The 14,945-nt window shown below is 63.8% G+C and carries 14 protein-coding genes and 1 riboswitch; of the genes, 1 reads left to right on the top strand and 13 read right to left on the bottom strand.

Features of this window, described 5'->3' with window-relative positions:
* Positions 1 to 28: 28 nt before the first annotated feature.
* The 11 genes from rpsA to miaB form a co-directional block, all read right to left on the bottom strand.
* The gene (gene rpsA, locus F3H26_RS08615) at positions 29 to 1,705 is read right to left on the bottom strand and encodes a 30S ribosomal protein S1 (protein WP_149775648.1); all 1,677 of its coding nucleotides are present in this window, start codon (positions 1,703 to 1,705) and stop codon (positions 29 to 31) included.
* A 299-nt stretch (positions 1,706 to 2,004) separates the two neighbouring features.
* A complete protein-coding gene (gene cmk, locus F3H26_RS08610; protein WP_149775647.1) occupies positions 2,005 to 2,622 on the bottom strand; it encodes a (d)CMP kinase in 618 nt (205 codons plus the stop codon).
* The gene (gene aroA, locus F3H26_RS08605; protein WP_149775646.1) at positions 2,619 to 3,965 is read right to left on the bottom strand and encodes a 3-phosphoshikimate 1-carboxyvinyltransferase; all 1,347 of its coding nucleotides are present in this window, start codon (positions 3,963 to 3,965) and stop codon (positions 2,619 to 2,621) included. Before aroA ends, cmk begins: the two co-directional genes overlap by 4 nt.
* Before the next feature lie 68 nt (positions 3,966 to 4,033).
* Positions 4,034 to 4,744 (bottom strand): tRNA (guanosine(46)-N7)-methyltransferase TrmB, encoded by a 711-nt coding sequence (trmB, locus tag F3H26_RS08600; RefSeq protein WP_188127727.1) that lies wholly within the window; start codon positions 4,742 to 4,744, stop codon positions 4,034 to 4,036.
* A gap of 127 nt (positions 4,745 to 4,871) precedes the next feature.
* Positions 4,872 to 6,053 carry a methionine adenosyltransferase gene (gene metK, locus F3H26_RS08595; protein ID WP_149775644.1) on the bottom strand — a complete coding sequence of 394 codons (1,182 nt, stop codon included), beginning with the start codon at positions 6,051 to 6,053 and terminating at the stop codon, positions 4,872 to 4,874.
* Positions 6,054 to 6,058: 5 nt separating this feature from the next.
* A riboswitch (SAM-SAH riboswitch) is annotated at positions 6,059 to 6,108 on the bottom strand.
* Positions 6,109 to 6,150: 42 nt separating this feature from the next.
* Positions 6,151 to 7,653: an apolipoprotein N-acyltransferase gene (gene lnt, locus F3H26_RS08590; RefSeq protein ID WP_149775643.1), complete on the bottom strand. Its 1,503-nt coding sequence runs from the start codon at positions 7,651 to 7,653 to the stop codon at positions 6,151 to 6,153.
* Complete coding sequence (locus F3H26_RS08585; protein ID WP_149775642.1) at positions 7,650 to 8,534, bottom strand: hemolysin family protein; 885 nt, start codon at positions 8,532 to 8,534, stop codon at positions 7,650 to 7,652. The genes lnt and F3H26_RS08585 overlap by 4 nt, the downstream gene beginning before the upstream one ends.
* A gap of 36 nt (positions 8,535 to 8,570) precedes the next feature.
* Positions 8,571 to 9,065 (bottom strand): rRNA maturation RNase YbeY, encoded by a 495-nt coding sequence (ybeY, locus tag F3H26_RS08580; protein WP_149775641.1) that lies wholly within the window; start codon positions 9,063 to 9,065, stop codon positions 8,571 to 8,573.
* A gap of 35 nt (positions 9,066 to 9,100) precedes the next feature.
* A complete protein-coding gene (locus tag F3H26_RS08575; protein WP_149775640.1) occupies positions 9,101 to 10,123 on the bottom strand; it encodes a PhoH family protein in 1,023 nt (340 codons plus the stop codon).
* A gap of 139 nt (positions 10,124 to 10,262) precedes the next feature.
* Positions 10,263 to 11,027, bottom strand: a complete 765-nt coding sequence (locus F3H26_RS08570; RefSeq protein ID WP_223162466.1) for an outer membrane protein — start codon at positions 11,025 to 11,027, stop codon at positions 10,263 to 10,265.
* Positions 11,028 to 11,204: 177 nt separating this feature from the next.
* On the bottom strand, positions 11,205 to 12,524 hold the full coding sequence (gene miaB, locus F3H26_RS08565; protein WP_149775639.1) for a tRNA (N6-isopentenyl adenosine(37)-C2)-methylthiotransferase MiaB: 1,320 nt from the start codon (positions 12,522 to 12,524) through the stop codon (positions 11,205 to 11,207).
* 121 nt (positions 12,525 to 12,645) lie between these two features.
* Between miaB and F3H26_RS08560 the strand changes: the two genes are divergently transcribed.
* Complete coding sequence (locus F3H26_RS08560) at positions 12,646 to 13,509, top strand: hypothetical protein (protein WP_149775638.1); 864 nt, start codon at positions 12,646 to 12,648, stop codon at positions 13,507 to 13,509.
* 10 nt (positions 13,510 to 13,519) lie between these two features.
* Here the strand turns inward: F3H26_RS08560 and F3H26_RS08555 are convergent, their stop codons facing one another.
* Positions 13,520 to 14,317: a phytanoyl-CoA dioxygenase family protein gene (locus tag F3H26_RS08555; RefSeq protein WP_149775637.1), complete on the bottom strand. Its 798-nt coding sequence runs from the start codon at positions 14,315 to 14,317 to the stop codon at positions 13,520 to 13,522.
* A gap of 111 nt (positions 14,318 to 14,428) precedes the next feature.
* A complete protein-coding gene (gene irrA, locus F3H26_RS08550) occupies positions 14,429 to 14,848 on the bottom strand; it encodes an iron response transcriptional regulator IrrA (protein ID WP_149775636.1) in 420 nt (139 codons plus the stop codon).
* Between the last annotated feature and the right edge of the window lie 97 nt (positions 14,849 to 14,945).

Raw genomic sequence — 14,945 nt, 5'->3', positions numbered from 1 at the left:
AATTCGGGTCTGTGCCGATGGGCCGGTCTTAGTCGCCCGACTTCAACGCGGCGCCCAGAATGTCGCCCAGCGATGCGCCCGAGTCCGACGAGCCGTACTGTTGAACGGCCTCTTTCTCTTCGGCGATTTCGCGCGCCTTGATCGACAGGCCCAGACGGCGGGTCTTGCTGTCGACGTTGGTGACGCGGACATCGACCTTGTCACCGACCGAGAAACGCTCGGGGCGCTGTTCGGCACGGTCGCGGCTCAGGTCCGAACGGCGGATGAAGGACTTCATGCCTTCGTATTCCACCTCGATGCCGCCATCTTCGATCGCGGTCACTTCGACGGTGATGACCGAGCCACGCTTCACGCCGCCCACGGCTTCGGCGAACTTGTCACCGCCCAGAGCTTTGATCGACAGCGAGATACGCTCTTTCTCGACGTCAACTTCCGAAACGACCGCCTGAACGACGTCGCCCTTGCGGTAGTTCTGGATGGCATCCTCGCCGCGCTCGTCCCACGACAGGTCCGACAGGTGAACCATGCCGTCGATGTCGCCTTCCAGGCCGATGAACAGACCGAATTCGGTGATGTTCTTGACCTCGCCTTCGACCTGAGTGCCCTCGGGGTGGGTTTCTGCGAACACTTCCCACGGGTTGCGCTGAGTCTGCTTGAGGCCCAGAGACACGCGACGCTTGGCGCTGTCGATCTCCAGAACCATGACGTCGACTTCCTGGCTGGTCGAAACGATCTTGCCGGGGTGGACGTTCTTCTTGGTCCAGGACATCTCGGACACGTGCACCAGACCTTCGACACCGGGCTCCAGCTCGACGAAGGCGCCGTAATCGGTGATGTTGGTGACGCGGCCCTTGTGTACCGAACCCAGCGGGTATTTGGCGGCAACCAGATCCCACGGATCTTCCTGCAGCTGTTTCATGCCCAGGCTGATGCGGTGGGTTTCCTTGTTGATCTTGATGACCTGAACCTTGATGGTTTCGCCGATCGACAGGATTTCCGACGGGTGGTTCACACGGCGCCATGCCATGTCGGTGACGTGCAGCAGGCCGTCAACGCCGCCCAAGTCAACGAAGGCACCGTATTCGGTGATGTTCTTGACGACACCCTCGACGGTCTGGCCTTCGGACAGGTTGCCGATGACTTCGGCGCGCTGTTCGGCACGCGATTCTTCCAGGATGGCGCGGCGCGACACGACGATGTTGCCACGGCGACGGTCCATTTTCAGAATCTGGAACGGCTGCTTCAGACCCATCAGCGGGCCGGCGTCGCGCACGGGGCGCACGTCAACCTGGCTGCCGGGCAGGAACGCGACTGCGCCGCCCAAATCCACGGTGAAGCCACCTTTGACGCGGCCGAAGATGGCACCTTCGACGCGCTCGTCGTTGGCATAGGCTTTTTCCAGACGGTCCCAGGCCTCTTCGCGGCGGGCCATCTCACGCGAGATGACGGCTTCGCCACGGGCGTTTTCTGCGGCGCGCAGGTACACTTCGACCTCGTCGCCGACAGCGATTTCAGGGGCTTCGCCGGGATTTGCGAATTCTTTCAGATCGACCCGGCCTTCCATCTTGTAGCCGACGTCGATGATGGCCTGGCCCGCTTCGATCGCGATGACCTTGCCTTTGACAACCGAACCCTCTTCGGGGGTGTCCATTTCGAAGCTTTCGTTCAGGAGGGCTTCGAATTCCTCCATGGTTGCGTTAGCCATGTGGCGTTGTTTTCCTTTGCATAACGTTTTTTCTGGCCGAGCGGTTGTCTCCGCCGGTCTTGGAGTTGGTCCGGCAACCTGAAACAGTGCCACAAAACAAAGAGGGCCGGCTGTGTCCGACCCTGCTCGTCTCATTGTTTTATGGCTCAAATTGCCTTGTCGACGGGCGCTCTGTAGCAACTTGGCGGCCGTACCGCAAGGGTTTCCGGGCGATTCCGGCGCATTCGGCGATGCTATGCAGGCACGGGCGGTCACCCTGTCGTTCGCAGTCTGCAAATTCCAACGGTTTGTCCGCGATCTCAGCCGCCTGCGGGCAGCTTCTCCTGAATGACGGCGATCGCCTTTTCCAAAGCGGCCTCGATGCTCAGGTCCGTGGTGTCCAAAAGAACGGCATCGTCGGCCGGTTTCATCGGGGCCGTGCTGCGCTCGGCATCCCGCGCGTCGCGCTCGCGGACATCGGCCAGAACCTGCGCGCGGGTCACATCCGCGCCCTTCCCCACAAGTTCCAGATAGCGCCGTTCAGCGCGCACTTCGGGGCTGGCGGTGACGAACAGTTTCACCTCGGCCTCGGGGCAGATCACCGTGCCAATATCGCGCCCGTCCAGCACCGCGCCGCCGGCCCGTCGGGCAAAGCTGCGCTGGAAATCGACCAGAGCTGCGCGCACCTCGGGAAGCACCGCCACTTTCGACGCCGCCTGCGCGATCTCGGCGGTGCGCAGGTCGCCCTGCTCCAACTCCTCGGCCGTCAGGGACCGCGCCGCCTCGACCGGGTCGGTGCCGTCCAGCGTGCGCCGACCGACCGCGCGATAGAGCAACCCGGTATCCAGATGCGCCAGCCCGAAATGCGCGGCCACAGCCTTGGAGATCGTGCCCTTGCCCGCCGCGGCCGGGCCGTCGATGGCGACGGTAAAGCTCATGTGCGTTCGACCTTGGCACCCAGGCCGTTCATCAACGGCTCGAAGATCGGGAACGAGGTCGCAATGGGGCCGCCGTCATCGACCGAGACCGCCTGTTGCGCGCCCATACCCATCACCATGAACGACATGGCGATGCGATGGTCCAGAAAGCTTTCGCAGGTGCCGCCGCCGGGAACGCCGCCGATGCCCAGCCCGTCGACCGACCACCAGTCATCGCCCTCGTCAACCGTGACACCGTTGGCCCGCAAGCCACGCGCCATGGCGTCGATGCGGTCGCTTTCCTTGACGCGCAGTTCCTTGACGCCGCCCATCATCGTCTTGCCGGTGGCGTTGGCCGCAACCACCGACAGCACCGGGTATTCGTCGATCATCGAGGCTGCGCGTTCGGGCGGGACGTCGATGCCCTTCATGTCGGGCGAGTAGCGCGCGCGCAGGTCGGCGACCGGCTCGCCACCTTCCTCGCGCATATTCTCATAGGTCAGATCGGCGCCCATCTCGCGCAGCGTGGTGAACAGGCCGGCGCGCGTGGGGTTCAGGCCGATGCCGGGCACCAGAACGTCCGATCCCGGCGTGATCAGCGCCGCGCAGACCGGGAAGGCCGCGCTGGAGGGGTCGCGCGGTACGGCGATCACCTGCGGTTTCAACTCAGGCCGGCCGGTCAATGTGATGACCCGGCCTTCGTCGGTATCCTCGACGGTGATTTCGGCGCCGAACCCGGCCAGCATCCGTTCGGAATGGTCTCGGGTGGCTTCCTTCTCGATCACCACGGTCTTGCCGGGCGCGTTCAGGCCGGCCAGCAGAACGGCGGATTTCACCTGGGCCGAGGGCACCGGCACCTCGTACCACACCGGCACCGGATCGGCCGCGCCGACGATGGTCATGGGCAGGCGCCCGCCCGAGCGGCCCACGGCCTGTGCCCCGAACAGCGCCAACGGATCGGTCACCCGCGCCATCGGGCGCTTGTTCAAGCTGGCATCGCCGGTGAAGGTCGCGCTGATCGGGCTGGTCGCCATCGCACCCATGATCAGGCGCACGCCCGTGCCCGAGTTGCCGCAGTCGATCACCTGATCCGGCTCGGCAAAGCCGCCCACGCCGACGCCATGCACCGTCCACTCGCCATTCCCGTGCGAGATCACCTCGGCCCCGAAGGCGCGCATCGCCTTGGCGGTGTCCAGAACGTCTTCGCCTTCCAGCAGGCCCGAGATCCGGGTCTCGCCCACGGCCATCGCCCCGAGGATCAGAGAGCGGTGCGAAATCGACTTGTCGCCCGGCACTTCGGCCGTGCCGGTCAGCGGGCCGCAGGGATGCGAGGTCATCGGGATGGGCGTGCCGTGTCCGGACATGAGGGCTCCTTTTGCGCTATCAGTGCCCCTGCCGATTAGCGAATTGGCGCCGCAGCGTCCAGCCGCAATCACCCGTTGCGGCGGAAGGTCAGGTAGTGCGGCGTGCGGCCTTCACGCAGGGCCTTCTGCTCGTAGCGGGTGGAAATCCAGTCGTCCCATGGCTTGCGCCAATCCTCGGGACCCTCGGCCAGCCATTCGAAACCGGCGCGGGGCACCTCTTCGAGCGTCTGGCGGACATAGTCCGGGATGTCGGTTGCCACGCGGAAAATCGCGCCCGGTTTCAGCACACGTGCCAGCGGCTCCAGATGCTCGGGCGTCACGAAGCGGCGGCGGTGGTGCCGCTTTTTGGGCCACGGATCGGGATAGAGCAAAAACGCGCGCGAAATGCTGGCATCGGGCAGCACGTCGAACAGGTCGCGCACATCGCCGGGATGCACCGCCAGGTTGGACACCTTGGCCCGGCGGATCTTGCCCAACAACATGGCCACGCCGTTGATGAACGGCTCGGCCCCTATGATGCCGATATCGGGGTTCCGCTGTGCCTGATGCACCAGATGCTCGCCGCCGCCGAACCCGACCTCAAGCCATACCGGTTTGCCGCCGAACAGCGCGTCCAGGTCGATCGGGGTGCGGTCAGGGTTGCTGTCCCAGTCCACCGCGCCGGGCGACAGGGCGGCCAGGTCCTCGGACAGATAGGTCTTTTGGCTGGGCTTCAGGGTCTTGCCCTTGAAGCGGCCATAAAAGTTTCTGCGGGGGCGTTCGGGTGGCTGGGTGCTCATGCCGGTGCCCTTACTGCGGTAAGGTTTGCGTTGCAAGGGGCGGACCGCGCCGGACGGGCGCCCTTCGGAACGGAAAAGGCGCGCCACATCGGACGCGCCCTGCCGTAGACTTTTACGAAATGCCGGCTCAGACCGCCTTTTTCAGCGCCTGCGCCAGATCGGTCCGCTCCCAGCTGAAGCCGCCATCGGCTTCGGGGTCGCGTCCGAAATGCCCATAGGCCGCGGTGCGCTGATAGATCGGCCTGTTCAGTTGCAGATGTTCGCGGATGCCGCGCGGGGTCAGGTCCATCACCTGCCCGACGGCCCGTTCGATCTCGGCGTCGGCAACCTGTCCGGTGCCATGGGTGTCGGCATAGATCGACAACGGCTTGGACACGCCGATCGCATAGCTCAGCTGGATGGTGCAACGCTCGGCCATGCCGGCGGCCACGACGTTCTTGGCCAGATACCGCGCGGCATAGGCCGCCGACCGGTCGACCTTGGTCGGGTCCTTGCCCGAAAACGCCCCGCCCCCATGCGGAGCCGCACCGCCATAGGTATCGACGATGATCTTGCGCCCCGTCAGGCCCGCATCGCCATCGGGGCCTCCGATGACGAACTTGCCGGTGGGGTTCACATGCCATTCGGTCTGATCGGTCAGCCAGCCTTCGGGCAGGATGTCCCGCACATAGGGTTCGACGATCCGGCGGATGTCGTCCGAGGTCAGCGCTTCGTCCAGATGCTGCGTGGACAGCACGATCGAGCTGACGCCCACCGGTTTGCCATCGCGGTAGATCACCGACAGCTGCGACTTGGCGTCGGGACCCAGCGCAGGCTCGGCCCCGCTTTTGCGGACCTCGGCCAGGCGGCGCAGGATTGCATGCGCATACTGGATCGGCGCCGGCATCAAGGCCGGGGTCTCCGTGGTGGCGTAACCGAACATGATACCCTGATCGCCCGCGCCTTCATCCTTGTCGCCCGAGGCATCCACCCCTTGTGCGATATGCGCGGATTGTTCATGCAGCAGGTTCGTCACCTCGACCGTTTCGTGGTGGAACTTGTCCTGCTCGTACCCGATATCCTTGATGCAGGCGCGCGCGATCTCTTCGATCCGGCCCATGAAGTCATGGAGCCGCTCCTGATCCGACAGCCCGACCTCGCCCCCGATCACCACGCGATCGGTGGTGGCAAAGGTTTCGCACGCGACGCGCGCTTCGGGCTCTTCGCTCAGAAAGGCATCGAGGACTGCATCGGAAATACGGTCACAGACCTTATCGGGATGCCCTTCGGAAACGGATTCCGAAGTAAAGGTGTAGTTCTGTCGGGACATGAAAGCGCTCCATTAAGATTTTCCCCGTCACGCCAGGAAGCCGTTGTGACGGGCATCCGACGGGATACGCCCCCAGAAACAGGCGGTCAATCGGTAATTATTCGCGGACAGACCGAACGTTGCGCCCAAGCAGCACGAACAGGCCCGCCACAAGCAGAAACACCGGCAAATCCCCGATCCGCGAATAGGGGGTCGGCGGCAGCGGCGCCGGCAGGCCGGCATCGACATGCCCCGCCTGGCCCAGCGGCAGCGCAGCGGTCACGTTTCCCAGCGGGTCGATCATCGCCGAAACGCCGGTATTGGCGGACCGGGCCAGCGGCAGCCCCTGTTCGATCGCACGCATCCTGGCCTGGGCCAGGTGCTGGAACGGGCCCGACCGCGTTCCGAACCAGGCGTCGTTGGTGACCTGCAACAGCAGGCTGGGCCGTTCGGGCGCGGCGGCGATCTGCGGAAAGATGGCCTCGTAGCAAATCAGCGGCAGAACGGCCCCCAGATCTCCGGCCCGCAACAGGCGCGGACCGGGGCCGGCGCTGAATCCGCTTCCGGTCGTGGCGGCCAGGCCGCTCAGTCCGAATTGCTCCAGCAAATCGCCCAAGGGGATGTATTCGCCGAACGGCACCAGATGATGTTTGTCATACAGGCCTGCCCGCTTTCCGGTTTCATCCAGATACACCAGCGAGTTGTAGATGCGCGGCCCATCGGCCCGCTGTATCCCCAGAACCACCGGGCTGCCCTGCGCGGCATCGGCAATGGTGTCGAGATAGGGCTGCGCGCTGTCCAGCCAGGCCGGCACCGAGGTTTCCGGCCAGACGATCAGGTCGGGCCTGGGTTCGGCGGCCGTGAACTCGATCTGGCGCGCAAAGAACACGGGCGTGAAGGCCGGGTCCCATTTCTGGTGCTGCGGGGCATTTGGCTGGTTCAGGCGTACGGTCTTGCCGGTCTGGGCAACCGGTGGCCGCATGGCGGCATAGGCCGCAGCCAGCCCGGCACAGACCGCAATCGCGACCAGAGGCCCCATCGCATCCCGCGCCGGACGATCGCCAGCCAGCGCAGCGCCCAGCGGCAGAAACAACAACAGGGTCAGCGCACCCAGACCATAAGGACCGACCAGAGCCAAGACCTGCGCGGCATACGTATCCACCCAGATCTGCGCCAGACCCGCCCAGGGGAACCCCGTCAGAACATATCCGCGCGCAAACTCGGCCAGGGACACGGCCAGCGCCAGCAAAATGGCCCGGCGGACCGCCGTTCCCCGCCCCCGATGCGCCAGCCCGAACGCCAGCGCCCAGAACAGGGCCAGCCCGCCCGCCATGAACACAAGCGCAAACGGCGCCATCCAGCCATGGCGTTCGGGCTCGACCAGAAACGGCTCGACGATCCACGAAAGCGCATGCGCGAAATAACCGGTCGCAAAAAACCAGCCGACCGCGGCCGCGCGCGCGCGGGACTCGCTGGCCAAGAACAGCGGAGTCAACAGAACCAACGATACCGCGGTGGCCCACCAATACCCGAAGGGTGCCAGACCGAATGCGGCACCCACACCCAGACCGGAGGCCACCAGGTACCGCACGGCGCGCGACCACCGCTTTGCTGGGTTCATGCAGCCATGTCCGGCACCATCACGCGCAAACGCTTGATCCGGCGCGGGTCGGCATCGATCACCTCGAATTCCGGCCCGTCGGGGTGCTGGACCACCTCGCCCCGCGCCGGTACGCGCCCTGAAAGCATGAAGACCAGACCGCCCAGAGTTTCGATTTCTTCCTCGTCCACGTCCTCGTGATTGGTCAAAGACCGGCCGATCTCGGCCTCGAATTCCTGAAGCGGCGCCTTGGCCTGCACGATGTAGCAGCCGGGCCGCTCCTGGACCCACATCTGGTCTTCGTCGGCGTCATGTTCATCTTCGATTTCGCCGACGACCTGTTCGATCAGGTCTTCGATGGTCACCAGGCCGTCAACACCGCCATATTCGTCGATCACCAGCGCCATGTGGCGCCGCTCGGTCTGCATCTTGGCCAGTAGAACGCCAATCGGCATCGACGGCGGCACGAACAGAAGCGGCCGCAGCATCGAGCGCAGGTCGAACGGCGTGGTACCGCCATTGAACCCGTGGGTCAGCGCGAAATCCTTCAGGTGGACAAAGCCAAGCGGCGTGTCCAACGTGCCCTCATAGACCGGGATACGCGACAGGCCGCTCTCGCGGAAGACCTGCGCCAGTTCATCCTTGCCGATCGTTACGGGAACCGAGACGATATCTGCCGACGGAATGGCCACGTCCTCTACCCGCATCCGCCGCAGGTTGATCATGCCGCGTGGCTGCGCCGTTTCGGCCGCGTGCCCGTTGACCGCGCCGCCCTTGTCATCGCTGTTTGCAGAGAAGGCTTCCAGCAATCGCGAGAAAAGCCCGCTTTTCTCTTTGGTTTCGTCGCCGTTCCGGGAATGCGCGCTTTGCGCTGCTCCAGAACTGCCGTCTATGTCGCCCATTTTCCTGTTCCAGTTGATCGGGCACAAGGCCCCATGTCACGCATTATATGGGTTACCGATACCCATTTTGCCAAGTATTTCGATTTCGCACCGCTCCATCACAGTGGCGTCCTGGTCACGAACGTGGTCATAGCCCAACAAATGCAACATTCCGTGAACGATCAGATGCGTGACATGGTCGTCCATCGATTTTCCGGCCTCTTCCGCCTCGCGCCGGCAGGTATCGAACGAGATCGCGATGTCGCCCAGCGCGATCTCGCCCGTGAAATCCGGTTCCGGCAAAGGCGGGGTGGCACCCGGACTTTCGGGGGCCAGTTCCTCGGCCGGCCAGCTCAGCACGTTCGTGGGTGCGGGTTTGCCTCGGAATTCGGCATTCAGCCCGGCGATCCGGGCATCGTCGCAGCCCAGAATGCTGACCTCGCACAAATCGGCATCCAGCCCCAGATGCGCAAGCGTTGCCGAAACCGCCCGGCGGGACAGCGCCTCCAACCGCTGCCAGCGGGTATCCTCGATGGAGATCTCCAGGTTCATGTCGCACTGCTCCACGGCCGACGGGCTGTCGGATTTCAGCCGGCTTCCCGGCCCGAGTCGGCCTCATACGCCTCGATGATCGCGGCGACAAGCGGGTGGCGCACAACGTCCTTCGAGGTGAAGTAGTTGAAGCCGATGTTCGGGATCGTCTTCAGCAACCGTTCCGCATCGGCAAGCCCCGAGGCAACCCCGCGCGGCAGGTCGACCTGCGACCGGTCCCCGGTGATGACCATCCGGCTGCCCTCGCCCAAGCGGGTCAGGAACATCTTCATCTGCATGGTCGTGGCGTTCTGCGCCTCGTCCAGAACGACGAAGGCATTCGACAGGGTGCGTCCGCGCATGAAGGCCAGCGGCGCGATCTCGATCCGCTTTTCTTCGATCAGCTTGGCCAGTTGCTTGCCCGGCAGAAAGTCGTTCAACGCGTCATACAGCGGCTGCATGTACGGGTCGACCTTGTCCTTCATGTCGCCCGGCAGATAGCCCAGCTTCTCGCCCGCCTCGACGGCCGGGCGGCTGAGGATGATCCGATCCACGTGCCCGCCGATGAACATCGACACACCGACCGCCACGGCCAGGTAGGTCTTGCCCGTTCCGGCCGGCCCGATGCCAAAGGCAAGCTCGTTCTGGAACAGGGACTGGACATAGGCCCTTTGTGCGTCGGTCCGGGGTTCAACCAGCTTCTTGCGCGTCTTGATCTCGACCGGTCCGCCCTTGAACATCTCGAGCTGGTCGCCATCGCGCGCGCCGGTTCCATCCTCGGAGTTGCCCATCCGCAATTCGCGATCCACATCGGCGGCTGCGACATCGCGGCCACCTTCCAGCCGGGCGTACAGGGCCTGCAGAACCTCGATCGCCTGTTTCTGCGCCTCCTCGTCGCCCATCACCACCAGTTGATTGCCGCGGCGGACGATTTGAACGGTCAGCTTGCTTTCGATGTCAGCCAGATTGCGATCATATTCACCGCAAAGATCAATCAACAGCCGGTTGTCGGGAAATTCCAGAAACGCCTCGCCTTGGGGCATTTCGTCTTGCGGTGGGGTCAGGGCACCGATGGCCAATCCGTTCTCCTGTCTTGGCGTTGTCATCCCAAGCGTAGACAACAAGGATCGGTGGGCGCAAGCCACAGTTTCAGGAAATTGCTCGGGTGTGAACAAATCCGCCGACACCGAATGCGCGGGCACAATGCCCGACACGGTGTCAGAACCGATAGTTCAGACCAAACCTGAGCCCCTTGTAGCTGGGTGTGGATTTCGTCGAGAAACCCGAACCGAAATCGACGACTTTCGACTGGAATTGAACATACTCGATCTCACCGGTGACGGACCAGTTGTTGCCCAACTGGTGCTCGGCGCCGATGCTGGCCGTGAAACCGTTTCGGCTGTCGGTGTTGTCGAATGATTGCGTGGTCCCACCGCTGGTGATGCTGTTGGTGGTCGTGATGTCGCCATAGACCAGCCCCAACGTCAGGAAGTAAAGCACCGTGCCACTGGGGTTGGTCAGGCCGTTCTTGAAACGAACGGACATCACGTTGCTGATTTCCGACCCGCCGCGAACCACCGTACCGGCAATATCCGTCACCGTGTCATCGTCCAGACCGGACCAGTCGTACCCGACCTCGAAACCGTAGACATAATCTCGCCCCCCCGTGGCGGGAACGACACCGCGCCAACCACCGCGGATCCCGCCATAGTACCCATTCAGATCCAGCGCTCCGATGGGGAAGGTACGGATGGGCGTGGTCAGACCAAACCGATCTGACCCGCCAGCCCCATAGGCCCCGCTGATCCCGACATAGAAGGCGCTGACATCGTCCGCGTAGCGCTGAGGTCCGACCACCTGAGGATCGCGGACATTTCCGCCCAGGTCACCGGCCGTCGTCGACGTTCCGGCCATTGCCACCACAACCGCGCCTGCCAGAAACACCCTCGCCTGCTGTGCGTACGCGCCCCATGCTCGCTTCACTCGCCACCTCCTTCGCCCCGTGACGGACACCGCCCCAGAGCGCCTAATCCCAAACCGGGCCATGCCAGCCCAACACTCGACTGGCCCTCCTCGGATCATAGGAGCAAAGGCTAAATCAAGGGTAAATTTGGAAACAGCGTGTCAAATCCCCGGGTGCGGCAACCTTTCAACACCGGATCAGAGCAGCGCGCCCGCAAGCGAGTTCGCCCCCGACGCCGTGATCCGAACCGGCCGGAGATCGCCGGCGGACAGTTCGCCTCCGCTGACATGCACCGCGTGCAGGTACTCGGATTTTCCGACCATCTGTCCCGGCAGCCGGCCGGGTTTCTCGAACAGGACGTTCACGGTGCGGCCGACCATGGCATCCTGAACTTCGCGCTGGTGCCGGGTGATCAGGGCCTGCAGGCGCTGCAGTCGGTCGTCCGCCTCCTGCGGATCGACCTGCGGGCGCTCGGCCGCGGGCGTGCCCGGCCGGGTCGAGTACTTGAACGAATACGCATAGCCGTAGCGGACCTGCTCGACCAGATCCAACGTGGCCTGGAAATCCTCTTCGGTCTCTTCGGGAAAGCCCACGATGAAATCGCCCGACATCAGGATATCGGGGCGCGCTTCCCGGATCCGCTCGATCAGATGCAGATAGCTTTCGGCGGTGTGGCTGCGGTTCATCCGCTTGAGGATCTTGTCCGAACCGGACTGCACCGGCAGGTGCAGATAGGGCATCAGCTTTTCGCAGGTGCCATGCGCCTCGATCAGGTCGTCGGTCATGTCGTTGGGATGCGATGTGGTGAAGCGGATGCGTTCCAGCCCGTCGATCTTGTTCAATTCCCAGATCAGCCCGGCCAGGGTCATGTCACCGTTCGGACCTGCCCCGTGATAGGCGTTGACGTTCTGGCCCAGCAGCGTGATCTCGCGCACGCCACGTTCGACCAGGTCCTGCGCCTCACGCAGGATACGGTCGGCGGGCCGGCTGACCTCGGCCCCGCGGGTATAGGGCACGACGCAGAAGGCGCAGAACTTGTCACAGCCTTCCTGCACGGTCAGAAACGCCGTCGGGCCGCGCTTGGCCTTGGGTCGGTTCTTGAGCTTCTCGAACTTGTCCTCTTCGGGGAAATCGGTATCCAGCGCCTTTTCGCCCGCACGCGCCTTGGCTTCCAGTTCGGGCAGGCGGTGGTAGCTTTGCGGCCCGACGACCAGATCGACCAGCGGCTGCCGGCGCATGATCTCTTCGCCCTCGGCCTGCGCAACACAGCCCGCCACGCCGATCTTCAGATCGGGCTTTTCGGCCTTCAACCCCTTGAAGCGGCCCAGTTCGGAATACACCTTTTCGGCCGCCTTTTCGCGGATGTGACAGGTGTTCAGCAGGATCATGTCCGCATCTTCGGGCGACTGCGTTTCCACATAGCCCTGCCCGCCCAATGCCTCGGACATGCGTTCGCTGTCATAGACGTTCATCTGACAGCCATAGGTCTTGATATACAGCTTTTTCGGTTCGGACATGGGCTGGGCCTTTTGCGTTCGCTGGACCGGCGTCGTCTATACGCATCGAACGCCGCTTGCAATGCCGGCGCAATTACCCGAATTTGGCAGACAATTCCAGCGAGGCAGACACAAACAGGCGATGCAGCACGATTCTCTCGATGATTTCCTCGGATCCGGGCGGGCGGCCCTGTCCAAGGGGCCGGTGGCTCTGATCTTTGCCGAGGACGACGTGGAAATCGACGGCACGCTGCGCCATCACCTCGACCTCGGGTTCAAATCGGTGATCGCCTTCATGCCGTCGGATTTCGCGATGGCCCCCGACCTTGCCCAGCGCGTCCACCGGGTGTCCATGCGCTGCACCCCGCGCGAAGCGGTCTTTGACGCCATCAACCGCATCATCCGCGCGGCGCCGTCGATCTGGATGTATTACTGCTACAACTCGGAATACCTGTTCTTTCCCTTCTGCGAAACGCGCTCGATCGGCGAGATGCTGACCTTTCACGCCGAAGAACGCCGCGATGCGATGCTGTGCCATGTCATCGACATCTATGCCGACGACCTGAACGCACATCCCAACGGGGTCGCCCCCGATCACGCCATGCTGGACAGCACCGGATACTACGCCCACAGCCGGCACGACCGGGACGGCACCCCGCTGGAACGCCAGCTGGACATGTCGGGCGGGCTGCGCTGGCGGTTCGAGGACCGCATCCCCTACGAGCGGCGACGCATCGACCGCATCGGCCTGTTCAAGACCCGCAAAGGGCTGACACTTCTGCCCGATCACAGCTTCAACGAGCCCGAACACAACACCTATGCCTGCCCCTGGCACCATAACCTGACCGCGGCCATCTGTTCGTTCCGCGCGGCCAAGGCGCTGTGCAGCACGTCCGGGCCGGGCGGCCCGATCACCAGCTTTCGCTGGCCCAACTCGGTTCCGTTCCAGTGGAATTCCAACCAACTGCTCGAACTGGGCCTGATCGAGCCGGGCCAGTGGTTCTGAAGCCGCGCCTTCAGCGCCTCAGCAGGATCGGAAACCAGTCCTCGCGCAGGCGCTGCCCCGGCCGCATGTCATGTCCCGGAAAAGGTGGCGAGGTCCGCCCCGGACGCGCGACATAGCGCGCGTCATCGCCCACCAGACGCACCGAAAACGCCCGCCGACGCCGGTCCGAGCGGTTGCCCCGCGCGCCGTGCAGGGTGCGGAAATGAAAGGCGACCGCGTCGCCCGGCTCCATCTCGAACTCGACGATCCGCATGCCTTCGGCCTCGGGGTCGGGCACCGGGATGTACTGGCCTTCGTCGGGGAAAAACCCCTCCTCCGAAACCCAGCGCGTCGGCAGAACCTCTTTTTCCCACAGATGCGAGCCGGCGACGCACCGCAGCGTGGCCTCGCGCACCGGATCCAGCGGCGACCAGAAACTGATCGTCTGCCGCCCCTCGACGAAATAGTAGGGCCCATCCTGATGCCACGGCGTGGCCATCGAGGTGCCCGGCTCTTTCACCAGCACATGGTCGTGGAACATCTGCACGGTTTCGGACTGCATCAGGTCGGCAGCGACCTCGGCCAGGGGCGAGGACTGGATGACCTCCTGAAACTGCGGAATGCGCGACCAGTTGCAGTAATCGTCGAAGAACCGGCCCGTCTCACCCTCTTTTCTGTTTTCCGAGGCATAGGGGCCGGGCTGCTCCATGTTCAGGGCCACCCCATCACGCAGGGATTGGACGTGGTCGGCGAACAGGCCTTTGACAAGAACCACGCCGTCCTTCTGAAAGGCGTCGATCATCTGAGGGGTGACAAGGGGGTGTGGCATTGTGAACTCCGGCTGACGTGCGCGGCGATCTGTGCATGATCGACGGCTCGGTTCAACTGAAAGTTCCGGGATGCAATGCCGCAGCCGCCAAGGACGAAGCAGCCGGGCTCTTCAGGCTTTCTTGCGCAGACGGATGACCACATCGACGGATGCGATCTCGACCCCTTCGGGCGCCTTGGGCAGACGTTGGATCACCAACTGGTCCGAGGGCGCATCGCTCAGCCGGCCCTCGTCTTCCCAGAAGAAATGGGGGTGGTCATGGGTGTTGGTGTCGAAATAGCTTCTGGACCCGTCCACCGTGATCTCTTGCAGCACACCCGCATCGCAGAAGGCGCGCAGCGTGTTGTAGACGGTGGCCAGGGAAACGGAATCGCCCCTCTTCTTGGCCGACTCGAACAGGCTTTCGGCCGTGACATGGCGGTGCTGCCCGTCTCCGACAAGCAGTTCGGCCAAGGCAACCCGTTGACGCGTCGGGCGCAGCCCGGCGTGCACCAACCAGTTCGTCGCAATGTCCCGGCTTTGATCCGTCATGAATTCGCAATCCGATTGTCTGATCCAATATATAAGTGCCGTCCGTCGGCAATTTCAATTGAAATTCATTCGCAATCCGACCACCCCCATCCGCCCG

Origin of the sequence: Ruegeria intermedia (assembly GCF_900129345.1) — a bacterium.
GTDB lineage: Bacteria > Pseudomonadota > Alphaproteobacteria > Rhodobacterales > Rhodobacteraceae > Ruegeria > Ruegeria intermedia.
The sequence above is the reverse complement of the archived record's forward strand: the minus strand, read 5'-3'. Positions and strand labels throughout refer to the sequence as shown.